This is a genomic window from Streptomyces filamentosus (assembly GCF_014654895.1).
Classification (GTDB): Bacteria; Actinomycetota; Actinomycetes; order Streptomycetales; family Streptomycetaceae; genus Streptomyces; species Streptomyces filamentosus.
In genome coordinates this window covers 1,814,954-1,840,671 of record NZ_BNBE01000001.1, presented here as the reverse complement: position 1 = coordinate 1,840,671, position 25,718 = coordinate 1,814,954, and the positions used below count along the sequence as shown (strand labels likewise).

Here is a 25,718-nt window from a genome sequence, read left to right as displayed (position 1 = left end):
GGGTCCGATAGCCTGACCGCCGGATATCTCTTCACATCGAGACATCGATCGATCATGGAGCGATATCCAGATTCAGGGGCAGGGAACCCCACCGCCAGCTGTCTTACGGAGATCGCCATGACCCGCACTCCCGTGAATGTCACCGTGACCGGCGCGGCCGGCCAGATCGGCTACGCGCTGCTCTTCCGCATCGCCTCCGGCCACCTGCTCGGCGCGGACGTGCCGGTCAAGCTGCGCCTCCTCGAGATCCCGCAGGGCGTCAAGGCCGCCGAGGGCACCGCCATGGAGCTCGACGACTGCGCGTTCCCGCTGCTCAAGGGCATCGACATCTTCGACGACCCGAACAAGGGCTTCGAGGGCGCCAACATCGGCCTGCTCGTGGGCGCCCGCCCGCGCGGCCCGGGCATGGAGCGCGGCGACCTGCTCGCCGCCAACGGCGGCATCTTCAAGCCGCAGGGCGAGGCCATCGCCGCGCACGCCGCGGACGACGTCAAGATCCTGGTCGTCGGCAACCCGGCCAACACCAACGCCCTGATCGCCCAGTCGGCCGCCAAGGGCGTCCCGGCCGAGCGCTTCACCGCGATGACCCGTCTGGACCACAACCGCGCGCTGACGCAGCTGGCCCAGAAGACCGGCTCCTCGGTCACGGACATCAAGCGCCTCACCATCTGGGGCAACCACTCCGCGACCCAGTACCCGGACATCTTCCACGCGGAGATCGCCGGCAAGAACGCCGCGGACGTCGTCGACGACGAGGCGTGGCTGGCCGACACCTTCATCCCGACCGTCGCCAAGCGCGGCGCCGCGATCATCGACGCCCGTGGCGCCTCCTCCGCCGCCTCGGCCGCCAACGCCGCCATCGACCACGTGTACACGTGGGTCAACGGCACCGCCGAGGGCGACTGGACCTCCATGGGCGTCCCGTCGGACGGCTCCTACGGCGTCCCCGAGGGCCTCATCTCCTCCTTCCCCGTCACCTGCAAGGACGGCAAGTACGAGATCGTCCAGGGCCTGGAGATCAACGACTTCTCCCGCGCCCGCATCGACGCCTCCGTCAAGGAGCTGTCGGAGGAGCGCGACGCGGTCCGCGAGCTCGGCCTCATCTGAGCCCCCGCGTCCTGAAGGACGCACGGAGCGCCCCCGGCCGACCGGTCGGGGGCGCTCCCCTTTTCCCCTATGCTGTGCGATCGGTTCGCGTCCAACGTGGCCGGAAACAGGCACAGTTCAGCCCACGGGGGAAAATTGACGCCATCTTCCTTACCTCATCAGTCCGACGGATCGCCCGACCGGCCGCCCGGCCCCGCCGCCCCGGCCGCGACCGTCCCCCGTCCCGCGCCGCACACCAGCGAGGCCACCCGGCTGCTCTGCGCCGGCACCTACCTCGACGACGCCTTCCGCGACGCCGTCGTCGACGAGCTGTACGTCCACGAGGAGCGGCTCGCCGCACCCGCCCTCGGCCACGACGCCGGCCGGGTCCTCGCGCACGCGCTGCGCGCCCGCCGCACCGAACTCGGCTGGGCCGGCGCCGTCCTCTTCCTCTGGATCGTCGCCTTCCCGCTCACCAAGGGCCTGATCGCGTTCATCGTCGTGCCCTTCCTCGTCCTCGGCCTGGCCCGCCGGATCCGGGGCCGCGCCGCCCGCCCGCCGGTCTACCGGGCGCTGCCCGCCTTCCTGCTGCGCTGGTACGGCCGCTTCCTCGGCGGCTGGTCCGCCCTGTTCCTCCTGCTGGTGGCCTTCGGCGGCGACTACGTCTACGAGACCCGCCTCGGCTTCGACCCCGAATCCGGCTCCTGGGGCGGCAGCCTCCCCGGCCACGACGACCAGACGGGACTGGCCGGACTCCTCGCCGAGTTCGAGCCGGGCAGCCTGCCCGCCTGGTTCCTCCAGCTCATCGGGCAGGGCGCGGGAGGCGGGGTCCTGGAGGCGTGGGTCGCGATCGCCGTCCCGCTGCTCGTGGCCTGGGCGGTGGCGGTCCAGCAGGGGCAGTTCGCCCGCGCGCTCACCCAGGAGCTGTCCCGGGCCCGCTTCGGCGACCTGCGCGCCGACCCCGCCGAGAACGCCGAGGGCGCCCGCTTCCGGCGGCTGCGCGACCGGATCCGGATCGAGCAGCACTCCCGGCTCGTCCTGTACGGCACCGACGACCCCTTCTGCGGGGCGGGCGAGCCGTACGAGCCGTGGTCGCTCTCCGTCGAGCTGCGCCCCCGCAAGGACCTCGGCGGCGACGCCCCCGAACCGCTCGACAACAGCGCCATCCTGCGCCGCGTCGTCCCCCTCGTGGAGGCGCTGCGCGTGCCGTCCCCGCACGGCTCCCCGCAGGCCCAGGCGGCCGTCCGGGACCGGCTGCGCGAGCTGGAGGTCGACGAGGTCGTCTTCCTGCCCGTCGACGGCCTCCTGGCCCGCACCGCCGCCCCGTACGCCCCCGAGAGCTTCGACCTGCACCGCGCGGCGGCGGTCGAGGAGGGCGGCGAGGCCCGCCGGCACTTCCTGCGCATCCGGGTGGGCGGCTGGGGCGAGGAGATCGTCACCACCGTCTTCGTCCGCGTCCACACCCAGGGCGGGATGCTGATGCTGGAGGTGGCCCCGCACGTCCTGCGCCCGGTCCGGCCGCTCTACCGCGAGGCGGACCGGATCGCCCACCGCTACCGCCACAACCACCACGTCGGGAAGGCCGTCTGGGCGCTCGGCCGGGTCCCGCGCTCGGCCGGCCGGTCGGTCGGCGTCCTCGCGCGCGCCGTCGGGCACCTGTGGCGGCTGGCCGTCGGCGGGCACGCCCGGGCGCTCCCGGAGGGGCCGGCGGCCTCGGTGCGGGAGCTGGGTTCGGACGACACCGCCTCCCTCTTCCAGGAGATGGACGTCAGCCGCTACCTGAAGAGCATCCAGGACCGGGTGGCGAACGGCGTGGTGCTCGCGCTGCGCGAAGCGGGCTACGAGACGGCCGAGTTCGAGCAGAAGGTCGTGCACGTCGCCGAGGGCGCCACCTTCATCGAGAACACCAGGGGAAACGTCGTGATCGGCGACCGCAACACCGTCACGAACACCATGAACAAGTCCAGGAACACGACCGGAGGCGACCGTGACTGACACGAACGACGAGCGGCTTCGCGGCATCCGCATCACCAACACCCAGGGCAACGTCACCATCGGCGACGACAACACCGTCACCAACACCGTCCACGTCGGCGGCGGGCCCCGCGACCCGCGCCAGGAGGAACTGCTCCAGGCGGTCCGCCGCTTCCGCACCGACCTCCGGGCGGTCGTCGAGACCGAGGAGACGGCGGCGCTCGACGGCGAACTCGCCGAGACCGAGGCCGAGATCGAGCGGACCGGCGAGGCGGGCCCCGGCCGGCTCGCCCGGCTCCGCCAGTCGCTGGCCGACGCGGGCAACGTGGCGGGCCTCCTCGCCTCCGGCGTGGCCGTCGGCCAGGTCCTCGGCACCCTGCTCGGCGGCTGAGTTGAGCAGGCCCGGGGGAGACGGCCCGGTCCGCTGGAACGACGAGACGCAGAGCTGGGAGCGGGACCCGGGGGGCGCCGCGAGCGCGCCGCCCCCCGGGCCCCCGCCCGTGCCGCCCGTCGCCCCGGTGTCCCCGCCGCCGCCCGCGTACGCGCCGGGCCCCGGCGCCGGACACGGCCAGGAGGACGGGTACGGGCACGGGGGCGGGTACGGCCACGGCCAGGGATACGGCCAGGAGTACGGGGCCGGGTCCGGTCACGTCCTCGGCGAGGTCGCCGGGGCCGTGCCGGGGCGGTCCCGGGCCCGCGGCGCCGTCGCGGCCGGTCTCGCCGCGGCCCTGGTCGCGGCCGCGGCGGTCGGCGGCTGGCTGCTCTGGCGGGGCGACGGCCGCGACGCGCCGGACCCGGCGGCGGGCGGCCCGGCCGTCAGCGTCTCGCCGACCGACGGCCCGACCGGCACGCCGGACCCGACGGGCACCCCGGCCGGGAGCGAGGGGCCGACGCCCTCCGGCGACACGTCCTCCGCCACCGCGACCGACGTCCCCATGGACGACGTGCCGCCGCCCGGCTACCGCGCCCAGGAGGACCTCAAGGGCTTCACGATCGCCGTGCCGGAGGACTGGAACCGCACCGAGAACGAACAGGGCGTCTTCTTCCACGCGCCCGACGGGAACAGCCTCGTCCAGGTCTTCGTGATCCAGGACGCCGGCATGACCCCGTACGAGGCCCTGCGCGGGGCCTCCGCGCAGGGCAGGGCCGACAAGCCGGGGTACGAGGAGCTGAGCCTCGGCCCGGTCACCGGGGAGCCCGGCGCGCCCGCCGACGCGGCCGAGCTGGTGTACGCGTACGACCGCGAGGGCGGGCGCCGCAAGGTGGTCGACCGGGCCTTCACCGCGGCGGACGGCAACCACTACGCCGTCCTGGTCGCCGGGCCGGAGGGCGACTGGCCGCTCCAGCGCGAACACCTGCGGGTGGCCCTGGACTTCTTCCGGCCGGGCGCCCACTGACCGGCCGGGCGCCTACTGGGCGGAGCGCGGCGTGTAGTGGCCCGGCACCATGCGGGTGCTGACGGCGATCCGGTTCCACGAGTTGATGACGACGATCGCGCCGATCACCCGGGCGAGCTCCTCCTCGTCGAAGTGTGCGGCCGCCGCCGCGTACACCTCGTCGGGGACGAAGCCGTCGGTGAGGACGGTGACCGCCTCGGTGAGGGCGAGGGCGGCCAGCTCCCGCTCCGTGTAGAAGTGCCGGGACTCCTGCCAGGCGGCGAGCTGCACGACCCGCTCGACGGTCTCGCCCTCGGCGAGCGCGTCCTTGGTGTGCATGTCGAGGCAGAAGGCGCAGTGGTTGATCTGCGAGGCGCGGATCTTGATCAGGTGGTAGAGGACCGGGTCCACGCCCTTCGCGGCCTCCTGCTCCAGCCGGACCATCGCCCGGTAGAACTCGGGGGCCCGCTCGAAGAACGGCATGCGGGGGGCGTGCTCGTGGGCGAGGGTCCGGTCGGGGGAGTGCACTGTGGTGGTGGTCATGCGGCCACCGTACGCAGCGGATGGCATGGCGCTATGGTCCATTCCCATGCAGGACGACTGGGCCACTTTCGGGGCCGACCTCCACCTGGAACTCCGCGGCACCCGGCTCAGGGCCGGCCTCATGGACGCCCTGCGCGAAGCCGTGCGAGGTGGACGGCTGGCGCCCGGCACCCGGCTGCCGTCCTCGCGGCAGCTCGCGGCGGACCTCGGGGTGGCCCGGAACACCGTCGCCGACGCCTACGCCGAACTGGTGGCCGAGGGGTGGCTCACCGCACGCCAGGGTTCCGGCACCCGGGTCGCCCGCCGGGCCGACCCCCGCCCCCCGGCCGCGCCCGCCGTCCCCCGGCCCGCCCCGGCGGGACCCGCCCCCGGCGGCACCCCCTGGCGGCCGCCGGCCGAGGACCCCGCGCGGGCCCTCGCCCGCCGCCCGCCCCGCCCCGCGTACGACCTCCGCAGCGGCACCCCGGACCTCGCCTCCTTCCCGCGCGCGGCCTGGCTGAAGGCGTACCGGCGGGCGCTGACCGCCGCCCCCAACGAGGCCCTCGGGTACGGCGATCCACGCGGGCGCCCCGAACTGCGCACCGTCCTCGCCGAGTACCTGGCCCGCGCCCGGGGCGTCCGCGTCCGGCCCGAACGGATCGTGATCTGCGCCGGGTTCGCGCACGGCCTGATGCTCCTCGGGCAGGTTCTCGGCGCGCGCGGGGTGCGGTCGGTGGCGGTGGAGTCGTACGGACTCGGCCTGTACGCGCGGCTGTTGCACGGCGCCGGGTTCACCACCCCGCCGCTGCCCTTCGACGAACGCGGCACCCGCGTCGAGGAGCTGGCCGGGATCGCGCCGGGCGCGGTGCTGCTGACCGCCGCGCACCAGTTCCCGCTCGGCGGCGCGCTGCCCCCCGACCGGCGGGCGGCGGTCGTCGACTGGGCGCGGGCCACCGGCGGACTCGTCCTGGAGGACGACTACGACGGGGAGTTCCGCTACGACAGGCAGCCCGTGGGAGCCCTCCAGGGGCTCGACCCCGAGCGGGTCGTCCACCTCGGCACCACCAGCAAGTCCCTCGCCCCCGGGCTCCGGCTCGGCTGGATGGTGCTGCCCGAGGACCTGGTGCACGAGGTCGCCACCGCCAAGGGCGCGGTCGTCGACTGGATGTGCGGCACCCCCGACCAGCTCGCCTTCGCCGAGTTCCTGTCCTCGGGAGCGTACGACCGGCACGTGCGGGCCATGCGGCTGCGGTACCGGCGCCGCCGCGACCAGCTCGTCGCCGCGCTCGCCGAACACGCCCCCGGCATCCGCGTCGGCGGGATCGCGGCCGGCCTGCACGCGGTCCTCCCCCTCCCGCCCGGCACCGAACAGGCCGCCCTCCGCTCCGCCGCCTGGCACGGCCTCGCGGTCCAGGGCCTCGGCCAGTTCCGCCACCCCGGGGCGACGGGCACCCTGGAGGGCCTGGTCGTCGGCTACGGCACCCCGCCCGACAGCGCCTGGCAGGGCGCACTCCAGGCCCTCTGCCGGGTCCTGGAGGGGGTGGAGGGCGCGGACGGCGGCGGCGAAGGGCCCGGCGCGGGGGGCGACTTCGGGGAGGGGAGCGGTGGGACGCCCGGCGGCTCTGCGAAGCTGGAACCGTGACCCCGCACCCCGCCCCGGACGAGCCGCCGCCTTCCGCCCCGGACGCGCCCCCGCGTTCCGACGCGGACGCGTCCCCGCTTTCCGGGAGGGAGGCCGCCGCCCGGGAGTTCACCGCCCACCGGGGCCGGCTCTTCGGGCTCGCCTACCGGATGCTCGGGTCCGCCGAGGAGGCGGAGGACGCGGTGCAGGACGCCTATCTGCGGTGGAGCGGGGCCGAACGGGCGTCGATCGCGCACCCGGGGGCCTGGCTCGCCAAGGTCGTCACGCACCTGTGCCTCAACCGGCTGACCTCCGCCCGCGCCACCCGGGAGCGGTACGCCGGGCCCTGGCTGCCGGAGCCGGTGCTCACGGGCGCCGGCGTCCCCGGCGCGCCCGGCGCCGGACCGCTGGAGTCCGCCGAGCGGCGCGACGACGTCTCCACGGCCCTGCTCCTCCTCCTGGAACGGCTCACCCCCGCCGAGCGCGCGGTCTACGTGCTCCGCGAGGCGTTCGGCTACCCGCACCGGGAGATCGCCGGCGTCCTCGGCCTCGGCGAGGCCAACTGCCGCCAGCTGTACGGCCGGGCAGCCCGGCGCGTGGCCGCGCCCGGCGAGGACGGCGCCCCCGCCCGCTTCGACCCGCCCGCCCCGGAGCGCCGCCGCGCCCTCGTCGAGTCCTTCGTCACCGCCGCCCGCGAGGGCGACCTGGCGGGCCTGGAGAAGGTCCTCGCGGCCGACGTCGTCTGGTGGAGCGACGGCGGCGGCAGGGTCAGTTCGGCCCGCCGCCCCGTCCGGGGCCGCGACGCCGTCCTCCGCTTCCTCGCGGGCGTCTCCCGCCGCCTGGAGGAGGGCGCCCGCACCACGGTCGCCGAGGTCAACGGCGTACCGGGCGTCGTCACGCACGTCGGCGGGCGGCTCGTCTCCGTCACCTCGCTGGAGCCGGGGCCGGACGGCCGGATCGCCCGGGTGCGGGTCGTGATGAACCCGGAGAAGCTCGGTTACGCGACCCGGCAGTTCGCCGCGCTCCCCGGCGCCGGCGGCTGAGGCTGTCACATCCGCGCGGCCCCGCCGGTTCCAGAGGGGGAGGGGCGCTCCACGCGGGAGCGGCCGCGTCCGGAAGGAGACCGGGATGACCACGGAGAAGAAGGCGGAGCAGAAGGCGGAGAAGGCGGAGGGGAAGGCGGCGGAGGCGGTGGGGGAGCGGCGGGCGGCCGTCCGGACGGTGCTCGTCACGGGCGCGACCGGCACCCTCGGCCGGCCGCTGTGCGCCCTGCTCGCCGCCGCCGGGCACGAGGTGCGCGAGCTGAGTCGGAGCTCCCGGACCCACCCCGTGGACCTGCGGCGGGGCACCGGCCTCGACGCGGCCCTGGCGGGCGCCGACACCGTGGTGCACTGCGCGACGAGCACGCGCGGCGGCGACGAGGAGGCGGCCCGCCGGCTGATCGCGGCGGCCCGCCGGGCCGGGATCCGCCATCTGGTCTACATCTCGATCGTCGGCATCGACCGGGTGCCGCTCGGCTACTACCGGACCAAGCTCGCGGTGGAGCGGCAGATCGAGGAGTCGGGGCTCGGCTGGACCGTGCTGCGCACCACCCAGTTCCACGAGCTGGTGACGCGGGTGCTGGCCGCGGCGGCGAAGGTGCCGCCCGTGATGCCGATCCCCGCGGGCGTCTCGGACCAGCCCGTGGCCGTCCGCGAGGTCGCCGCCCGGCTGGCCGCCCTGGCGGCGGGGGAGCCCGCGGGCCGCGTGCCCGACATGGGCGGCCCCGAGGTCCTCTCCTTCACCGGCCTGGCCCGCGCCTACCTCGCCGCGACCGGCCGCCGCCGGATCCTGCTGCCCGTGCCCCTCGCGGGCCGGGCCTACCGCGGCTTCCGGGCCGGCGGCCACCTGGCCCCCGACCTGGCGGCCCCCGGCCCCACCTTCGCCGACCACCTCGCCACCCTCACCGGCCGCTGACCCCCGGCGCGGGGGCCGGGGCCGGGTCGCCGGCCGGCGGCGGCTCGCCGAAGCGGGCCAGGGCGAGGGCGGCCGCCACGGCCACCGCGAAGCCGGTGAGCGCCGACCAGGCGAAGCCCTCGCGGGTCCGGTCCCCGAGCCAGAAGACGCCGGCCGCCGCGGGCCCCAGCGTCTCGCCCAGCACCATGCCCGCCGTCGCCGTCGTCACCGCACCCCGCTGGAAGGCGGCGGTCAGCAGCAGGAAGGCCGCCCCGCCGCCGAGCAGCAGCGCCCACAGGGCCGGGTCCGCCGGCCGTACCCCGTCGAGGAGCCGGACCGCCACCTCCACCACCCCGAAGCCGATCCCGGCGCCGAGGCCGAGGACCAGCGCCCGCGGCCGGTCCGGCAGCCGCCCGCCGGCCGCGCCGAGCGCCGGCACCCCCGCCGCGACGGCGAGCAGCACCCAGGGAAGGGCCTCGGGGCCGGTCCCGTGGCCCTCCGCGCCGGAGGAGAGCGCCAGCGCGCCGAGCCCCGCGCAGACCGCCGCCACCGCGCCCCACTCGGCCCCGCGCAGCCGGACCCCGAGCATCCGGGACGCGAGGGCCGCGGTGACGGCGAGGCTCGCGGCGAGCGCCGCGCCGACCACGTACAGGGGGAGCGAGCGCAGGGCCACGACCTCCAGGACGAAGCCGGCGCCGTCGAGGGCGAGGCCGACGCCGTACCGCCACTGCCGCAGCGCCCGCCACAGCAGCCCGGGGTCGATCCCGCCGCCCGTCCCGGGCGCGGCCGCCCGGGACGCGGCGGCCTGGTAGACGGTGGCCGCGCCGAAGCACAGCGCCGATCCGAGGGCGCAGACCATACCGAAGAGCACGAAACGACTCTAGGGTCCGCGCCGGGAAGGCGGCGGCCTACACTGTGCGGTCGCGAGACCCGCGGTCATACGAACGGCCGTGCGGAGGGCCTTGCGCACACGGGGTGCGCGGCCACGCGAAGGGGAGGGCGAGGGACATGCGGAGGCTCAGGTCGAGCACGGTGGTGCTCGGCGGCATGGGCGTGCTCGCGGCGACGATCACCGCCTGCGGTGCCGAGCCCGACCGCCGCTGCGCGGACCCGGTCACGCTGGAGGACCTGCCCGGCTACCGGTGCGAGTCCGGCGGCGGGGGCGACGACGACGATGACGGCGGCACCACCACCCGCGGCGCCTACTACTACGGCGGCTACGTCCGCGACCAGCGCGTGGCCGGCGGCAGCTTCGACAGGAAGGCCGTCGACACCGGCGGCTTCGGCTGCTCGTCCTCCGGGTCGGGCGGCGGCTGAGACGGACGGGACGGCACCGTGGAACGGCACACCATCGAGCCCCGGCCGGGCTGGCAGGAGACCGTCGAGGAGCAGGGCCTCGTCTATCCGCTGACCCGCTACCCGGACGGTTCGCTGCGCCCGTACTGGGACGAGAGCGCGTACTACTCCTTCACGCTGCCCGAGGTCGAGGCGCTGGAGGAGGTCGTCGAGGAACTGCACGCCATGTGCCTCGCGGCGGCCGCGCACATCGTCGAGCAGAACCGTTTCGCCGACCTCGGGATCACCGACCCGAAGGTCGCGGAACGGGTGGCCGAGTCCTGGCGCCGCCGCGCCGAACTCCCCTCCCTCTACGCCCGCTTCGACCTCGTCTACGACGGCACGGGCCCCGCGAAGATGCTGGAGTACAACGCGGACACCCCGACCTCCCTGGTGGAGGCGGCGAGCCCGCAGTGGTTCTGGATGGAGGAACGGTTCCCCGGCGCCGACCAGTGGAACTCGCTCCACGAACGCCTCGTCGCCGCCTGGAAGCGCCAGGCGCCGCTGCTGCCGCCCGGCCCCGTCCACTTCGCCCACTCCGAGTCCGACGAGCTCGGCGAGGACCTGATGACGGTCGCGTACCTGCGCGAAACCGCCGAACAGGCCGGACTCGCCACCGAGTCGCTCTCCGTCGAACGGATCGGCTGGGACCGGCTCTCCCGCCGCTTCGTCGACGAGAAGCTCCGCTTCATCCGCAGCTGCTTCAAGCTCTACCCGTGGGAATGGCTGGTCACCGACCGCTTCGGCAAGCACGTCCTGGCCACCCTGGACAACGGCGGCGGCTCCGGCACCACCTGCTGGATCGAACCCGCCTGGAAGATGCTGCTCTCCAACAAGGCGCTCCTCGCGATCCTCTGGGAGCTCCACCCCGGCCACCCCAACCTGCTGCCCGCCTACCTCGACGGGCCGCGCGAACTGGCCGCCACCACCGGCTGGGCGGCCAAGCCGCTGCTCGGCCGGGAGGGCGCCGGCGTCACCCTGCACGAACCCGGCAGCGAACCGGCCGTCCGCGACGAACCCTGCTGCTACCAGGGCCTCGCCCCGCTCCCCGACTTCGACGGCAACCGCACGCTGCTCGGCGCGTGGGTCGTCGAGGACGAGGCCGCCGGGCTCGGCATCCGCGAGTCGGCGGGCCCCGTCACCGACGAGTACGCCCGCTTCCTCCCGCACGTCATCCTGTAGGGCCTACTCCGGCACGTACTCCCGCAGCGGCGCGGGCGTCAGCCCCGCCGCGTCGGCGAGCGCCAGGGCCCGCTCCAGGTCCTGCTCCAGCGTCTCGTTGAAGTGCAGCAGGATGATGTCGCCGGCCTTCAGCTCCGGGGTCGGCGGCGTCCACTGCCCCCAGGTGGTCAGGTCGTACGTCCACGTCACCACCGCCTTCGCCCCGCAGGCGCGGGCGGTGGTCCGGGTGGTCGCGTCGTACACCCCGTACGGCGGCCGCAGCAGCCGCGGCCCGTCGCCGAACTCCGCGAGGTGCGCGTCCCGCGCCCCGCACACCTCGGCCCGCTGCCCCGCCGCGTCCAGCGTGGTCAGGTCCGGGTGGCCGACCGTGTGGTTCTCGATCCGCACCCGCCCGTGGTCGAGCAGCCGGTGGAAGTAACCCGAGTCGTACGAGTACGCCCCCGGCAGCAGGAACAGCGAGGCCGGCACCCGGCGGTCGAGCAGCAGCCGCGCGGCGGCCGGATCGTGGAACCAGCCGTCGTCGATGGTGATGAACACGACCGGATCCGTGGTCTCCACCCGGGACACCACGGGCGCGGCCCCCGGCCACTCGGCGTGCGCGGGCCCTCCGGAGGCGCCGAGCAGGGCGAACGGGACGAGGGCGGCGAGGGCGCCGCGCAGGACGTGACGCAGACGAAGTCTCGGCATGCGCGCATCATTGGCCTAGACCAACTCCCGTGTCAATGCCCGGAGTTCCCTCCGCCCCTGCCCCCCGCCACCCCCACGCGGGCCGGCGCCCGCCCCCTTGCCCAGCACGCGCCCGCGCCCTTGCACGGCGCGGGCCGCACCCACCGCTCCCGGCGGGCTGCGCCCACCGACCCGCACGGGCCGCCGCCCGCCGTCCCCGCACGGGCTGCGCTCGCTGTCCCCGCACGGGCTGCGCCCGCGCCCGTCGCCCCTGCGGGGCTGTCGCCGTCGTCCCTGTGGGCAGGTGTCCCGCAGGGCGGGACGGGTGGGCACAGGGACGGCGCCCCTTGCCGGGCCGAGGCGTTCCGGGCCTGGACCCGCACCCGGTGCGCAGTGCACTTGCGGTGCGGGTCCAGGCACTGGTGCGGAGGCACCCGCGAAGGGTGCCGTTCCGTCGTGCCCACCCGTTCCGCCCCGGCGGAACGACTGCCCACGACGGAACGGTGGTGGCCCGTCCCGCATCCGCGCGGGCCCGGGCCCAGGGGTGGGCACCGCCCGCGCGGAGGGCCGGCCGCAGCGGGGGCGCGGCGCGTCAGGTCGTGAGGGTGGTGCGGAGTTGGGTCAGGCCCCAGTCGAGGTCCTCCTTGGAGATGACGAGGGGCGGCGCGATGCGGATCGTCGAGCCGTGCGTGTCCTTCACCAGCACGCCCCGCTCCATCAGCCGCTCGGAGATCTGCCGCCCCGTCCCGTGCGAGGGCGCGATGTCGACGCCGGCCCACAGCCCCCGTCCCCGCACCGCCTCGACCGCCCCGCCGCCCACGAGGAGGCCCAGTTCGGCGTGGAGGTGTTCGCCCAGTTCCGTCGCCCGCTGCTGGTACTCGCCGGTCCGCAGCATCGCGATCACTTCGAGGGCCACCGCGCACGCCAGCGGGTTCCCGCCGAAGGTGGAGCCGTGCTCGCCGGGGCGGAACACGCCGAGCACGTCCCGGTCGGCGACCACCGCCGACACCGGCACGACGCCGCCGCCCAGCGCCTTGCCGAGGATGTACACGTCGGGCACGACGTCCTCGTGCTCGCAGGCGAAGGTCCGGCCGGTCCGCCCCAGGCCCGACTGGATCTCGTCCGCCATGAAGAGCACGTTCCGCCGGGCGGTCAGTTCCCGCACCCCGCTCAGATAGCCGGCGGGCGGCACCAGGACGCCCGCCTCGCCCTGGATCGGTTCGAGCAGCACCGCGACCGTGTTCTCGGTGACCGCCGCGTCGAGGGCCGTCAGGTCGCCGTACGGCACGATCTCGAAGCCCGGCGTGTACGGCCCGAAGTGGTCCCGGGCCTCGTGGTCCGTGGAGAACGACACGATCGTCGTCGTCCGCCCGTGGAAGTTGTTCCCCGCGACCACGATCTTCGCGTGCCCGTCGGGCACGCCCTTCACCTCGTACCCCCATTTCCGGGCGGTCTTCACGGCCGTCTCGACCGCCTCCGCCCCGGTGTTCATCGGCAGCACCGCCTCCTTGCCGCACAGCTCCGCGAGCCGGGTGCAGAACTCGGCGAACCGGTCGTGCTGGAAGGCCCGCGAGGTGAGCGTCACCCGATCCAGCTGGGCCTTCGCCGCCTCGATCAGCCGGCGGTTGCCGTGGCCGAAGTTCAGCGCCGAGTAGCCGGCGAGCAGGTCCAGGAAGCGGCGTCCCTCGACGTCGGTCATCCAGGCCCCCTCGGCGGAGGCGACGACGACGGGCAGGGGGTGGTAGTTGTGGGCGCTGTGCGCGTCCGCGGCTGCGATCTCGTCTTGCGTTCTCGACACGGGATCTCCGATCGTCCTGCGGCCGGGGTGTGTGGTGGCCCCTTCTTATCGTCGCTCGCATCCCGGACGGGGAAACCTCGGGTGACGACGCGCCCGCCAGTGCCTGTCCGGCGCTTCCCGCCGGGTCCGGCCCGTCCGGCCGCACGCCGATCGCACGCACCGAACGACCCGGCCCGATCCGGCGCCCATCGCCGGACAGGCACTAGTCTGTGGACACGCGCGGCGACTGGCGTACGGGGAACCGACCCCGGGGGAGCCGCGCGCGCTCCACCACACGAGGTGCCGCTCGCCTGGGCATCACGGGACCGCCCCGCGTCCCGTGCGGCAGCCGCCTCCGGGACGCTCCGACGCACTCCCGGAGGAACACGTGACCACCCCGCCCCGGCACCACCCCGCGCTCGCCGCCGCCGACCCCGAGCTCGCCGCCCTGGTCGGCGCCGAGGAGCGGCTCCAGGCCGACACCCTGCGCCTCATCCCCAGCGAGAACTACGTCTCCGCGGCCGTCCTCGAAGCCTCCGGCACCGTCCTCCAGAACAAGTACAGCGAGGGCTACCCGGGCCGCCGCTACTACGAGGGCCAGCAGGTCGTCGACCAGGTGGAGTCCCTCGCCGTCGAGCGCGCCAAGGCCCTCTTCGGCGTCGACCACGCCAACGTCCAGCCCTACTCCGGCTCTCCGGCGAACCTCGCCGTCCACCTGGCCTTCGCGAAGCCCGGCGACACCGTCATGGGCATGGCGCTGCCCATGGGCGGCCACCTCACCCACGGCTGGGGCGTCTCCGCGACCGGCTCCTGGTTCCGCGGCGTCCAGTACGGCGTCCACCGCGACACCGGCCTCATCGACTACGACCAGGTCCGCGACCTCGCCCTCGCCGAACGCCCCAGGATCCTCTTCTGCGGCGGCACCGCCCTGCCCCGCACCATCGACTTCGCCGCCTTCGCCGAGATCGCCCGCGAGGCCGGCGCCGTCCTCGTCGCCGACGTCGCCCACATCGCCGGCCTGATCGCCGGCGGCGCCCACCCCTCCCCGGTGGGCCACGCCGACGTGGTCTCCACGACCACCCACAAGACCCTGCGCGGCCCGCGCGGCGCCATGCTGATGTCCACCGAGGAGCACGCCAGGGCCCTCGACAAGGCCGTCTTCCCCGGCCTCCAGGGCGGCCCGCACAACCAGACCACCGCGGCCATCGCCGTCGCCCTGCACGAGGCGTCCCGGCCCTCCTTCCGCGCCTACGCCCACGCCGTCGTCGCCAACGCGAAGGCCCTCGCCGACGCCCTCCTCGCCCGCGGCTTCGACCTGGTCTCCGGCGGCACCGACAACCACCTGATCCTCATCGACCTCACCCCGAAGCAGGTCCCCGGCAAGACCGCCGCCAAGGCCCTCGACCGGGCCGGCATCGTCACCAACTACAACACCGTCCCCTACGACACCCGGAAGCCCTTCGACCCCTCCGGCATCCGCATCGGCACCCCCTCCCTCACCACCCGCGGCCTCACCCCCGCCCACATGGAGCAGGTCGCCGACTGGATCGACCGCGCGGTCTCCGCCGCCGCGGCCGAGGACGAGGACGCCCTCGCCGGGATCCGCGCCGAGGTCGCGGACCTGATGGCCGCCCACCAGGCCCCGGGCCTGCCCGTCTGACCCGTAACCCCTCCACTGCGGGAACCCCGTGGCTACGGGAATCCCGCCGCTACGGGAATCCCGCCGCCGGAATCCCGCCGCCACCGGGCGGAGGCCGCGACCCGCAACGCCTCCGCCCGGTGGCGGCATCCCCTCCAGCCACCCCCACCCCCCGCTCCCGCCGAACGCGGTGTGTTCCTCGTCTCATCGGCCGAGGCCCCCGGCCCCCGCGCCCGCCCTCCACGCCACCGCCGCCCTCCACGCCACCGCCGTGCGCGCGCGGACCGGCCCCTCGTACGCCCCGGTCCTCCGGCGCGCACCAGGGCGATCGCGGCGCTCTCGCCGACGACGGCCGAGCCCCCTCCCGCGTCCCCGCACTCCCGGTGCACCGGCAGTCGGAGATCGGTTCCCGCACCTGAGAGAATGATGTGCATGGCCTCTGATGCTCGTCCCCGCGCGCTCTCCGGAATCCAGCCCACCGCGGGCTCGTTCCACCTCGGCAACTACCTCGGTGCGATCCGGCAGTACGTCGCGCTCCAGGAGTCCCACGACGCCTTCTACATGGTCGTCGACCTGCACGCCATCACGGTCCCGCAGGACCCGGCCGAGCTGCGCGCCAACACCCGCTTCGCCGCCGCGCAGCTCCTCGCCGCCGGCCTCGACCCGGAGCGCTGCACCCTCTTCGTCCAGAGCCACGTCCCCGAGCACGCGCAGCTCGGCTGGGTCATGAACTGCCTCACCGGCTTCGGCGAGGCCTCCCGCATGACCCAGTTCAAGGACAAGTCCGCCAAGCACGGCGCCGACCGCGCCACGGTCGGCCTCTTCACGTACCCGATCCTCCAGGTCGCGGACATCCTCCTCTACCAGGCCACGCACGTCCCGGTCGGCGAGGACCAGCGCCAGCACATCGAGCTCACCCGCGACCTCGCGGAGCGCTTCAACGGCCGCTTCGGCGACACCTTCACCGTCCCGGCGCCGTACATCGTCAAGGAGACCGGGAAGATCTACGACCTCCAGGACCCGACGATCAAGATGAGCAAGTCGGCGTCCACGCCGAAGGGCCTGATCAACCTCCTGGACGACCCGAAGGTCACCGCCAAGAAGGTCAAGAGCGCCGTCACCGACACCGACACGGTGATCCGCTTCGACCCGGAGAACAAGGCGGGCGTCTCCAACCTCCTCACGATCATGGCGACCCTCACGGACACCAGCGTCGCGGACCTGGAGAAGAGCTACGAGGGCAAGATGTACGGCGCCCTCAAGACCGACCTCGCCGAGGTCATGGTGGACTTCGTCACCCCCTTCCGGGCCCGCACCCAGGAATACCTGGACGACCCGGAGACGCTGGACTCGATCCTGGCCAAGGGCGCGGAGAAGGCCCGCGCGGTCGCCGCCGAGACCCTGGCGCAGACGTACGAGAAGATCGGCTTCCTGCCCGCGAAGCACTGACGCGGGCGAGGGTCCGAGGACCCTGGCCATCAGGGTGGTGCAGGCCGCACACTGGCGGCTGCACCACCACACACCTACCCGCCCCGGACGACGGAGGAGAACGACGTGGGGACCGTAACGCTCGGCGTTTCGATCGCGGTCCCGGAGCCTCACGGCAGCCTGCTCCAGGAGCGCCGCGCGGGCTTCGGGGATCCCGCCGCGCACGCCATCCCCACCCACGTCACCCTCGTCCCGCCGACCGAGGTCGACCAGGACCGGCTGCCGGAGATCGAGGCGCACCTCGCCGGCGTCGCCGCCGACTGGCTCCCCTTCGAGATCCGGCTGAGCGGCACCGGCACCTTCCGCCCGCTCTCCCCGGTGGTCTTCGTCACCCTCGCCGAGGGCGTCGCGGGCTGCGACCGGCTCCAGGCCCGCCTCCGCGAGGAGGCCGGGCCACTGGTCCGCGAGCTGCAGTTCCCCTACCACCCGCACGTCACCGTCGCCCACGGCATCGCCGAGGAGGCGATGGACCGGGCCCACGAGGAGCTGTCCGGCTTCGAGGCAGCCTGGACCTGCTCCTCCTTCGCCCTCTACGAGCAGGGCACGGACGGCGTGTGGCGGAAGCTGTACGACTACGAGTTCGGCAGCGGCCGTCCCGTCCCGGCGGTCCCCTCCCAGGGCGGCAGCCCGGTCCGCTCCTCCTCCTGACCCCTCACGGCCGCGGCACCGGCAGCCGCCGGTGCAGCGGCCGCGGCACGTGCCGCAGGGCCGAGGCGACGAGCCGCAGCGGACCCGGCACCCACACCGTCTCCGAGCGGCGCCGCAGCCCCAGCTCGATCGCGCCCGCCACCGCCTCCGGAGTGGTCGTCAGCGGCGCCTCCGGCCGCCCGGCCGCCCCCGCCGGGCGCACCGCCCCGGGCCGCACCACCATCACGTGCACCCCCGTGCCGTGCAGCGCGTCCCCCAGGCCCTGCGCGAAGACGTCGAGGCCCGCCTTCGACGAGCCGTAGATGAAGTCGGCGCGCCGCCCCCGCTCGCCCGCCACCGAGGACAGCACCACCAGCGAGCCGTGCCCCTGCGCCTGGAGCGCCCCCGCGCACACCAGCGCGGCCGAGACGGCCCCGGTGTAGTTCGTCTGCGCGACCCGTACGGCGGCGGGCGGATCGGACTCGTCGCGGGCCTGGTCGCCGGGGACGCCGAAGGCGAGCAGCACCAGGTCGACCTCGCCCTCCGCGAAGACCCTCCCGAGCCGCTCCGGGTGCGCGTCGGTGTCGAGCGCGTCGAAGGGCACCACCCGCACCTCCGCGCCCAGACCGCGCAGCGACCCGGCCGCCGCGGCCAGTTCGGGGGAGGGGCGGCCGGCCAGCCAGACCGTCCGGGTGCGGCGGGCGATCAGCCGGCGCGCGGTGGCGAGCCCGATCGCGGACGTGCCGCCGAGCAGGAGCAGGGACTGCGGGGCGCCGAGAGCGTCCTTCACGGGGGGACTCCTAGAGGCCGAGACGACGGGAGAGGTCCGAGCGGAACACGGAGCGGGGATCGACCGAGGCCCGCAGTTCGCGGAAGGCGTCGAGCCGCGGGTACATGACGGGGAGCAGCGCGGGCCGCAGCCGGCCGTCCTCGGCGAGGCAGACCCGGCCGCCGGCCGCCGCCACCCGCTCGTCGAGGACGTCGAGGAAGCGCCCGAGCCCCGGCGTCCCCGCCGGCGCGTCGAAGCCGAGGCACCAGCCGCGCACCGGGAACGCCAGCGGCCCCGCCCCGCCCGCGCCGACCCGCTCCACGCGCGCGTGGCGGGCCGCCCGGCCGGGGGAGCGGCGGCCGGCGAGCAGCGCGAGGAGCCCGCGCAGCGCCTCCTCCCGCCCCTCCGGGACGGCGCACCGGTACCGCACGAAGCCCCCGGAGCCGTACGCGGGGAAGGGCGCCGGCACGCGCGCGCGGACGAGCCCCGGCAGCGGCCGCAGCCCGCCCGCCCGGGGAAGGAGGGGAAGGCCGGGGAGAGCGGGGAGGGCGAGCGGGGCGCGGCGGGCCCGGTGGCCCCGGGGGAGCCCGGCGTACGGCACGGGGGCGGCGGTCGTGAGGACGGCGCGGCCCCGGCCGGTCAGCTCGATCCGGGCCCGCGCGTACGGCTCCGGGGGCGCGCCGCCGGTCCAGTGGGCCAGCAGCGCGTCGGCGTCGGGGAAGCGGGCGGTCCGCTCCCGCAGGAAGGCCGTCTCGACGGGCCGCAGGGCCAGCGCGACGGAGAGGACCACCCCGGTGAGCCCGAGTCCGCCGACGGTCGCGTCGAAGAGCGGGTCGCCCCGCCGCAGCCGCCTGGACCCGCCGTCGGCGCCGAGGAGTTCGAGCTCCTCGACCCCCTGCCCGTACCCGCTCGCGACCGCCCCGCCGGCCGTCCAGCGGCCCGCCCCGGCGCACGGCCACAGGCCGAGCGGGAGCAGCGTCCGGGCGAGCGCGCCCAGTTCGGTCCCGGCCTCGCAGACCACCGTGCCCGCCGCCCGGTCCAGGCCCGTGATCCGGTCGAGCGCGGTCAGGCCGAGGACGGTCCCGCCCGCGTTCTGGCCCGCGTCGCCGCCCGCGAGGCCGCGTCCCCGGGCGATCGCCCCGCGCGGTCCCCGCCCGAGGAGCGCCCCGGCGGCCTCGGCGGCCGAGCGGGGCCGGACGAGCAGCGCGAGCGAGGGAGCGGTGCGCCCGGCACCCGTGAGGGACGCGAAGTCGTCGTCGAGGAGGAGCGGTTCGACAGCCATGGGGCGAAGGTATAGCCGTATATGCCTGCTATGCCCGTATTGCGGTTCGGGTTGTTCGGTGTCGTCCGGCGCTCGCGCGGTGTCGGTCCGCGACCCGCGCGCGTGAGCGGGGGATGCTCGAAGGCATGGACTGGCTGACCAAGCTCCCCGTCATCGGCCCGTGGATCGCCCGGCTGATGAGGACGCACGCCTGGCGCTCCTACGAGCGGCTCGACGAGGTGCACTGGAGCCGGCTCGCGGCGGCCATCACCTTCCTCTCCTTCCTCGCCCTCTTCCCGCTCATCACGGTCGCCGCCGCGATCGGCGCCGCGCTCCTCACCGACGACCAGCTCGACACCATCGAGGAGAAGCTCTCCGACCAGGTCCCCGGCATCTCCGACCAGCTCGACATCGGCGGCCTCGTCGCCAACGCCGGGACCGTCGGACTCGTCGCCGGCGCCCTGCTGCTCCTCACCGGCATCAGCTGGATCGGCTCGATGCGGGACTGCCTGCGGGCCGTCTGGCGGCTCGACGACACCGACGAGGGCAACCCGGTGGTCCGCAAGGGCAAGGACGCCATCGTCCTCTGCGGCCTCGGCGGCGTCGCCCTCTGCTCGCTCGCCGCCTCCTGGCTCGGCTCCACCGCCGTCGGCTGGAGCGCCGACCGGCTCGGCATCTCCGGCGGCGGCGCGGGCGGCGTCCTGCTCCAGGTCGCCGCCGTGGCCGTCGCGATGGCGGCCGACTTCCTGATCCTGCTCTACTTCCTCAAGCTGCTCCCCGGCGTCGACCCGCCGCGCCGCCGGCTCGTGGTGGCGGCCCTGATCGGCGCGGCCGGCTTCGAGCTCCTGAAGCTGCTGCTCGGCGGCTACATGCGGGAGGTCGCGGCGAAGTCGATGTACGGGGCCTTCGGAGTGCCGGTGGCCCTGCTCCTCTGGATCAACTTCACCGCGAAGCTCCTGCTGTTCTGCGCGGCCTGGACGGCCGTGGGCTCTAAGGACCCACCCCGGGATCCCGATCAGGACCCTGACCGGACTTCACCCCGGGATCCCGCGCCGGCTCCGGACCGGGACCGGCCGTCCGGGGACGACGGCGGAGCACCGCACCGCCCGCCGCGGGCCAGCGACGGTTGACGAGGTAGACCCCGGCGGCGAGCAGCGCCAGCACCCCGCCCACGACGCCGAGCGCGACCCCGACCCCGCCCGCACCCTTCTCGGCGGCGACCGGGACGGCGGGGCCGCCGGTCGCCGGGTGCTCCTTGCCCGGCGCGGGCGAGGCCCCGCCGTCCGCGGCCCCCGCCGCCGCACCGGCGTCCGTCCCGGCCGAAGGGCTCGCCCCGGTGCCCGGCCGCGCGTTCCTCGGCGGCACCAGCTCGCCCACCGGCGTCACCTTCCCGGACGCGGCGAAGCCCCAGTCGAGCAGCCGCGCGGCCTCCTTGTAGACCGCGTGCTGCTCCTCCGACGAGGGGTTCATGACGGTGACGAGCAGCACCCGCCCGTTCCGCTCGGCGACCCCGGTGAAGGTGGCGCCGGCGTGCGTGGTGTTGCCGTTCTTCACCCCGGCGATGCCCGGGTACGGGGCGATGCCGAAGTCACCGGTCAGCAGCCGGTTGGTGTTCTGGATCTCGAAGGTCTCCCGCTTCTTGCCCGGCTTCGCCTCCCCCGGGAAGGCCGTGCGCACGGTGGCCGCGTACTCCCGGAAGTCCGGCTTCTGCATGCCGCTGCGGGCGATCAGCGTCAGGTCGTACGCGGAGGAGACCTGCCCCGGGGCGTCGTAGCCGTCCGGCGACTTGACGGAGGTGTCGAGCGCCTGGAGCTCGGCGGCGTGGGCGTTCATCTCGCCCACGGTCTTCGCGAGCCCCTGGTTCATCTGGGTCAGGACGTGCACGGCGTCGTTCCCCGACCGGAGGAAGACCCCCAGCCACAGGTCCCGCACCGTGTAGCTCTGCTTCTCCTTTATCCCCACGAGGCTGGAGCCCTCGCCGATCCCGGCCAGGTCCTGCCCGGTGACCAGGTGGGTCCGCCCCTTGTCCGGGAACTTCGGCAGCAGGGTGTCCGCGAAGAGCATCTTCAGCGTGGACGCGGGCGCGAGCCGCCAGTGCGCGTTGTGCGAGGCGAGCACCGCGCCGCTCTCCGCGTCCGCCACGATCCAGGACCGCGCCGACAGCTCCTTCGGCAGCACCGGCGCCCCGGTCCCCAGCTTCACCTGCGTCCCCGGCAGCCCCAGCAGCGCCCCGCCGACCGAGGACATGTTCGCGGGCGGCTTCGGCTGCGCCGCCTTCCTCTTCTCCTCCTCGGCCTTCCTCTTCTCCTCGGCCGTCTTCGCCGGGGTCTTCGCGGCGCCCCCCGGCCTGACCGGATCGTCGGCGCGGGCGGGCCCGGCACCGATCGCGAGCGGAAGCAACAGGGCGGCGGCGACCGCGCCGGCGGTCCTCTTCGAAGCAGACACGATCGAGAACGTACATCCCCGGTCCGGGGATCCGAACCCCGCGGTCCCCCTCTCCCACCCCTCTCCACCCGGACGCGGCCCCCGGAGCCCGCACGGTGATGCTGGGCCCATGAAGCTCAGCCGCCGCGCCTCCTGGTTCCTGCTCGCGTCCGGAGTCTGGAGCTGGTTCATATGAATCACTTTCTACACATGGCTAACTGCTAGAGCTTCAATGACAGAGAAGAGCAGGTGAGGGACCTTGACCCCCTTCGTTTCACCCGTGGGAGCCGAGCAACTGGACACGGTGCGGGTCGCCGTCTACGCCCGGCAGTCCAAGACGCGTCCCGACTCGTCCGAAGCGTCGCCGGAAGCGCAGGCGGCAGCCGGCGAGGCGCTGGCCGTCAGCCGGGGGTGGGAGGTGCTTCACACGTTCAAAGACGTCGGTCGGTCCGGTTGGGATCCCCACGCCGTCCGCCCGGGGTTCGAAGACCTCATGTCGGCCGTCCGCGCGGGCGAGGTCGACGTGGTGGTGGTCAACGAACTGTCCCGGCTGACGCGCAAGGGCGCACACGACGCGCTGGAGATCGACGAGGAGTTCAAGAAGTACGGCGTCCGCTTCGTCTCCGTACTCGAACCGTTCCTCGACACGTCGAACCCGATCGGCGTCGCGATCTTCGCGCTGATCGCAGCACTCGCGAAGCAGGACAGCGACATCAGGGCGGAGCGCCTGCGCGGGGCCAAGGACGAGATCAGGGCGGTCGGCGGCCGGCACTCCAGCTCCGCGCCGTACGGCATGAGGGCAGTTCGCGAGAAGATCGGCGACCTCGTCGTCTCCGTCCTGGAGCCGGACGAGGACAACCCGGACCACGTCGCGATCGTCGAGCGCATGGTGGAGATGTCGTTCGCCGGAATCTCCGACAACAAGATCGCGACGACGCTGGAGTCGGAGGACGTACCGGCGCCCGGCGAGGCCGAGCGGCGTGCCACCGAGAAGCGGATGGAGTCCATCAAGAAGCGCCGCGTGTCGAAGGAGGACAGCCCGATCCGCTGGCGAGCCCAGACAGTGCGCTGGATCCTTTCCCACCCGGCCGTCGGAGGCTTCGCCAGCGAGCGCGTGAAGCGGGGCAAGGCGTACGTGAACGTGATCGCCCGGGATGAGGGCGGGTCGCCCCTGACGCCTCACCGTGGCGTCGTTCCGGGGGCCAAGTGGCGGGAACTCCAGGAGCAGCGCAGCAAGCGCAACAAGACCAACAGGCGACCGGGCCGAGAGGCCACTCCCACGCTCCTGAGCGGCTGGCGCTTCACCACCTGTGGAATCTGCACGGGGTCCATGGGGCAGAGCAAGAACAACGGCGGGCAGGACTACTACATGTGCGCCAACCCCAAGGGCCACGGCGGCTTGAGCATCAAGCGCAAAGACGCCGACGACTACGTGGCCGGGCGCGTCTGGGCACGTCTCGCCGCCGCGGACGTCGACGGCGACGTGGACAGGGAATGGCTGGCGGAGGCGGCACTCCGCTTCGCGCTCCAGCGCGACCTGTCCGGAGTCCAGGAGGAGCGGCGCGAGACGGCGGCGCACCTTGAGCACGTCCGGAACTCCATCGCCGAACTCCAGGCCGACCGCAAGGCGGGGCTCTACCGGGGGCGGGACGAGCTGGCCATGTGGCGAGCGACGATGACGCAGTACCGGACTTTCGAGGACCAGTGCAAGGCCAGGTTGGCAGAACTGGACGAGAAGACCACGGCAGCGATTCAGGTCCCCTCGGACTGGCTCGAACCGGGCGAGGACCCCTTGGGCGCCGGCTCCCCCTGGGCGGCGTGGGACGTGTTCAAGCGACGCGAGTTCCTGGACCTCTTCCTCTCAGGCGTCTCCATCGGCCCCGGCCGGGACCCGGAGTCCCGCAAGTACATCGCCGTCGAGGAACGCGTGACGCTCCACTGGCGGCACCTTGAGACGGATGAGGACCACGAAGACGACGAAGAGACGCTAGCCGTTCTCTGACACTCACCGAAGCCCCGGTAGTCCCTCGTGGACCGCAGGGTCTTCTACTTGCCCGCGTTCGCCCGTACGCCCCTCAGGCCGATCACGCCGACGGCCGTCCCTAGGATGAACGACGTGACAGCGAGGGCGAGGTGGACCCAGAAGTACGCCGTCGGGTCTCCGGCGTCGTCGAAGGCGAGGCCGCTCCCGTCCTTCCACAGGTTCTTCGCGAAGGTCACCCAGATCACCCAAGACCAGACGCCGAACGCGAGCAGGAACCAGGAGACGCGGCGGCTGAGCTTCATGGGGTGTCCTCCGGGGTGGGGTGGTCGTGCCCTGCCAGTATCGAACGAGCCTGTCGCGATCTTGCGGCTGGGTCTCAGTACGCTGCTGGTCAGCTGCTTGTGGGCCGCTTTCGTCAAGAATCTGTGGAACGACGGGAGCGGTCTCGCCTTCGACGACGCCGGAGACCCGACGGCCTACTTTTGGGTGCATCTGCTGCTCGCCGTGACGTCCTTTGTCCTGGGGACGGTGATCGGCGCGCTCGGGTTGCGCGGCGTGCGGGCCTCCCGCAGTTCCTCCGACTGACACGAGAGAGGTACCGGGCGTGATCGCCTTCCTGCCCTTCCTGGCCGTGGTCCTCGCGCTGCTCGGCGCGGTCCACTGGTACGTGTGGCGCCGACTGGTCCGTGACGTGACGGCGCCGGGCGGCGCGGCCCGCCGGGCGGGGACCGCCGTGGTGGTCGCGCTGCCGCTGTTCTCGGTCGCGGCGCTGGCGTCCGGGCGTGCCGACGCGCCCTTCTGGTTCCAGCGGGCCGTGGCCTGGCCAGGCTTCCTGTGGCTCGCGCTGCTGCTGTACGTGGTGCTGGCGCTGCTCGTGGGGGAGGCGGTGCGGCCGGTGCTGCACCGGGTCCTCGCCCGGCGGGCCGCCGCCGAGCCGGTGGCCGTGGCGGTGTCCGCGCCCGCGCCCGTGCCCACGGCCGTATCCGTACCCGCGTCCGTGCCGGAGGGGGAGCCGGAGCAGGAGTCGGAGGGTGCGGCCGGGGCCGCGGTGGAGGCCGGGCCCGTCGCCGGTGCGGGCGTGTCGCGGCGGTTGTTCGTCTCCCGGGTCGTCGGCGGGGCCGCGGTCGCCGTCGCCGCGGGGACGGTCGCGAACGGCGCGTACGGGGTGCTGCGGGGGCCCCGGGTGAAGCGGGTCACCGTGCCGCTCGCCAAGCTGCCCCGGGCCGCCCACGGGTACCGCATCGCCGTCGTCTCCGACATCCACCTCGGGCCGATCCTCGGCCGCGCGCACTCCCAGCGGATCGTCGACGCGATCAACGCGACCCAGCCCGACCTGATCGCCGTCGTCGGTGACCTCGTCGACGGCACCGTCGAGAACCTCGGCCCCGCCGCCGAACCCCTCGCCGGGCTGCGCGCCCGGCACGGTTCCTTCTTCGTCACCGGCAACCACGAGTACTTCTCCGGCGCCGACGCCTGGGTCGACCACGTCCGCGAGCTCGGGATGCGCCCGCTGCGCAACGAACGCCTGGAGATCGCGGCGGGCTTCGACCTCGCGGGCGTGGACGACGTGGCCGGCGAGAGCGAGGGGCAGGGGCCCGACTTCGTCCGGGCGCTCGGCGACCGCGACCGGTCCCGCGCCGCGGTCCTCCTCGCCCACCAGCCGGTCGTCATCGACGACGCCGTCCGCCACGGCGTCGACCTCCAGCTCTCCGGCCACACCCACGGCGGCCAGCTCTGGCCCGGCAACCTCCTGGCCGAGCTCGCCAACCCGACGGTCGCGGGCCTGGAGCGCTACGGCGACACCCAGCTGTACGTCTCCCGGGGCGCGGGCGCCTGGGGACCCCCGGTCCGGGTCGGCGCGCCCTCCGACATCACCCTCGTCCAACTCGCCTCGAAACAGGCGTAATCGGGGATTGTCACTCGCTGTTCCGGGGTCGATACGTGCCGCTCATCGACTTAAATTCGCATTTCCCGGACATATACATGCCGTGTGAAGATTTCCTCTTCCCCCCGTGAAAACCGTGTGGTTGGGTGACGTCATCGCGACGATCC

22 protein-coding genes, 2 pseudogenes and 1 riboswitch are annotated in these 25,718 nt (G+C 74.4%); of the genes and pseudogenes, 16 read left to right on the top strand and 8 right to left on the bottom strand.

Annotated elements, in window-relative coordinates; genetic code table 11:
- Positions 1 to 117: 117 nt before the first annotated feature.
- The 4 genes from IE326_RS08030 (at position 118) to IE326_RS08015 (ending at position 4,457) form a co-directional block, all read left to right on the top strand.
- Positions 118 to 1,107, top strand: a complete 990-nt coding sequence (locus IE326_RS08030; RefSeq protein WP_150230911.1) for a malate dehydrogenase — start codon at positions 118 to 120, stop codon at positions 1,105 to 1,107.
- A gap of 135 nt (positions 1,108 to 1,242) precedes the next feature.
- On the top strand, positions 1,243 to 3,081 hold the full coding sequence (locus IE326_RS08025) for an AbeC-like domain-containing protein (protein ID WP_308440303.1): 1,839 nt from the start codon (positions 1,243 to 1,245) through the stop codon (positions 3,079 to 3,081).
- Positions 3,074 to 3,451, top strand: coding sequence for a hypothetical protein (locus tag IE326_RS08020; protein ID WP_150230913.1), 378 nt, complete (start codon positions 3,074 to 3,076; stop codon positions 3,449 to 3,451). Before IE326_RS08025 ends, IE326_RS08020 begins: the two co-directional genes overlap by 8 nt.
- A gap of 1 nt (position 3,452) precedes the next feature.
- Positions 3,453 to 4,457, top strand: a complete 1,005-nt coding sequence (locus tag IE326_RS08015) for a serine/threonine kinase C-terminal domain-containing protein (protein ID WP_229915246.1) — start codon at positions 3,453 to 3,455, stop codon at positions 4,455 to 4,457.
- 12 nt (positions 4,458 to 4,469) lie between these two features.
- Here the strand turns inward: IE326_RS08015 and IE326_RS08010 are convergent, their stop codons facing one another.
- Positions 4,470 to 4,979 (bottom strand): carboxymuconolactone decarboxylase family protein, encoded by a 510-nt coding sequence (locus tag IE326_RS08010; RefSeq protein ID WP_150230917.1) that lies wholly within the window; start codon positions 4,977 to 4,979, stop codon positions 4,470 to 4,472.
- Between the two features lie 46 nt (positions 4,980 to 5,025).
- On the opposite strand from IE326_RS08010, the gene pdxR reads away from it, so the two are divergent.
- The 3 genes from pdxR (at position 5,026) to IE326_RS08000 (ending at position 8,535) form a co-directional block, all read left to right on the top strand.
- Positions 5,026 to 6,600 (top strand): MocR-like pyridoxine biosynthesis transcription factor PdxR, encoded by a 1,575-nt coding sequence (gene pdxR, locus IE326_RS40590; protein WP_150230919.1) that lies wholly within the window; start codon positions 5,026 to 5,028, stop codon positions 6,598 to 6,600.
- Positions 6,597 to 7,622, top strand: coding sequence for an RNA polymerase sigma factor SigJ (gene sigJ, locus IE326_RS40585; RefSeq protein WP_229915245.1), 1,026 nt, complete (start codon positions 6,597 to 6,599; stop codon positions 7,620 to 7,622). Before pdxR ends, sigJ begins: the two co-directional genes overlap by 4 nt.
- A gap of 85 nt (positions 7,623 to 7,707) precedes the next feature.
- Positions 7,708 to 8,535 (top strand): SDR family oxidoreductase, encoded by an 828-nt coding sequence (locus IE326_RS08000; RefSeq protein ID WP_190041166.1) that lies wholly within the window; start codon positions 7,708 to 7,710, stop codon positions 8,533 to 8,535.
- Here IE326_RS08000 and IE326_RS07995 read toward each other — a convergent pair.
- Positions 8,522 to 9,373, bottom strand: a complete 852-nt coding sequence (locus tag IE326_RS07995; protein WP_190042178.1) for a hypothetical protein — start codon at positions 9,371 to 9,373, stop codon at positions 8,522 to 8,524. The two genes, IE326_RS08000 and IE326_RS07995, sit on opposite strands and share 14 nt — an antisense overlap.
- Before the next feature lie 149 nt (positions 9,374 to 9,522).
- On the opposite strand from IE326_RS07995, the gene IE326_RS07990 reads away from it, so the two are divergent.
- The gene (locus IE326_RS07990) at positions 9,523 to 9,831 is read left to right on the top strand and encodes a hypothetical protein (RefSeq protein ID WP_150230926.1); all 309 of its coding nucleotides are present in this window, start codon (positions 9,523 to 9,525) and stop codon (positions 9,829 to 9,831) included.
- A gap of 18 nt (positions 9,832 to 9,849) precedes the next feature.
- Complete coding sequence (locus IE326_RS07985) at positions 9,850 to 11,031, top strand: glutathionylspermidine synthase family protein (RefSeq protein WP_190041165.1); 1,182 nt, start codon at positions 9,850 to 9,852, stop codon at positions 11,029 to 11,031.
- 3 nt (positions 11,032 to 11,034) lie between these two features.
- On the opposite strand, the gene IE326_RS07980 is transcribed toward IE326_RS07985, so the two are convergent.
- The gene (locus tag IE326_RS07980; protein ID WP_150230930.1) at positions 11,035 to 11,718 is read right to left on the bottom strand and encodes a polysaccharide deacetylase family protein; all 684 of its coding nucleotides are present in this window, start codon (positions 11,716 to 11,718) and stop codon (positions 11,035 to 11,037) included.
- A 571-nt stretch (positions 11,719 to 12,289) separates the two neighbouring features.
- Positions 12,290 to 13,495 carry an ornithine--oxo-acid transaminase gene (gene rocD / locus IE326_RS07975; protein ID WP_150230932.1) on the bottom strand — a complete coding sequence of 402 codons (1,206 nt, stop codon included), beginning with the start codon at positions 13,493 to 13,495 and terminating at the stop codon, positions 12,290 to 12,292.
- 212 nt (positions 13,496 to 13,707) lie between these two features.
- Positions 13,708 to 13,798, top strand: a riboswitch (ZMP/ZTP riboswitch).
- A 64-nt stretch (positions 13,799 to 13,862) separates the two neighbouring features.
- Here rocD and glyA point away from each other — a divergent pair.
- From glyA to IE326_RS07960, 3 genes are all read left to right on the top strand, one after another.
- Positions 13,863 to 15,134: a serine hydroxymethyltransferase gene (gene glyA / locus IE326_RS07970; protein WP_190041164.1), complete on the top strand. Its 1,272-nt coding sequence runs from the start codon at positions 13,863 to 13,865 to the stop codon at positions 15,132 to 15,134.
- A 411-nt stretch (positions 15,135 to 15,545) separates the two neighbouring features.
- A complete protein-coding gene (gene trpS, locus IE326_RS07965; RefSeq protein ID WP_150230940.1) occupies positions 15,546 to 16,562 on the top strand; it encodes a tryptophan--tRNA ligase in 1,017 nt (338 codons plus the stop codon).
- 105 nt (positions 16,563 to 16,667) lie between these two features.
- On the top strand, positions 16,668 to 17,249 hold the full coding sequence (locus IE326_RS07960) for a 2'-5' RNA ligase family protein (RefSeq protein WP_150230942.1): 582 nt from the start codon (positions 16,668 to 16,670) through the stop codon (positions 17,247 to 17,249).
- 4 nt (positions 17,250 to 17,253) lie between these two features.
- On the opposite strand, the gene dprE2 is transcribed toward IE326_RS07960, so the two are convergent.
- Entirely contained in the window at positions 17,254 to 18,018 is a 765-nt protein-coding gene (gene dprE2, locus IE326_RS07955; RefSeq protein ID WP_190041163.1) for a decaprenylphospho-beta-D-erythro-pentofuranosid-2-ulose 2-reductase, read from the bottom strand.
- A gap of 10 nt (positions 18,019 to 18,028) precedes the next feature.
- Positions 18,029 to 19,279: an FAD-binding protein gene (locus tag IE326_RS07950; RefSeq protein WP_190041162.1), complete on the bottom strand. Its 1,251-nt coding sequence runs from the start codon at positions 19,277 to 19,279 to the stop codon at positions 18,029 to 18,031.
- Positions 19,280 to 19,404: 125 nt separating this feature from the next.
- On the opposite strand from IE326_RS07950, the gene IE326_RS07945 reads away from it, so the two are divergent.
- A complete protein-coding gene (locus tag IE326_RS07945) occupies positions 19,405 to 20,388 on the top strand; it encodes a YihY/virulence factor BrkB family protein (RefSeq protein ID WP_190041161.1) in 984 nt (327 codons plus the stop codon).
- A 391-nt stretch (positions 20,389 to 20,779) separates the two neighbouring features.
- Here the strand turns inward: IE326_RS07945 and IE326_RS41830 are convergent.
- Positions 20,780 to 21,505, bottom strand: a pseudogene (locus IE326_RS41830) (D-alanyl-D-alanine carboxypeptidase family protein); the annotation flags it as partial.
- A gap of 457 nt (positions 21,506 to 21,962) precedes the next feature.
- Between IE326_RS41830 and IE326_RS07935 the strand changes: the two are divergent.
- Positions 21,963 to 23,684, top strand: coding sequence for a recombinase family protein (locus tag IE326_RS07935; RefSeq protein ID WP_229915244.1), 1,722 nt, complete (start codon positions 21,963 to 21,965; stop codon positions 23,682 to 23,684).
- A 44-nt stretch (positions 23,685 to 23,728) separates the two neighbouring features.
- Here IE326_RS07935 and IE326_RS40575 read toward each other — a convergent pair whose 3' ends face one another.
- Positions 23,729 to 23,968, bottom strand: a complete 240-nt coding sequence (locus IE326_RS40575) for an SCO4848 family membrane protein (protein ID WP_229915243.1) — start codon at positions 23,966 to 23,968, stop codon at positions 23,729 to 23,731.
- Between the two features lie 50 nt (positions 23,969 to 24,018).
- On the opposite strand from IE326_RS40575, the pseudogene IE326_RS40570 reads away from it, so the two are divergent.
- A pseudogene (locus tag IE326_RS40570) lies at positions 24,019 to 24,251 on the top strand (SCO4848 family membrane protein).
- Between the two features lie 19 nt (positions 24,252 to 24,270).
- Positions 24,271 to 25,572 (top strand): metallophosphoesterase, encoded by a 1,302-nt coding sequence (locus IE326_RS07925; RefSeq protein ID WP_190041159.1) that lies wholly within the window; start codon positions 24,271 to 24,273, stop codon positions 25,570 to 25,572.
- Positions 25,573 to 25,718: the final 146 nt, after the last annotated feature.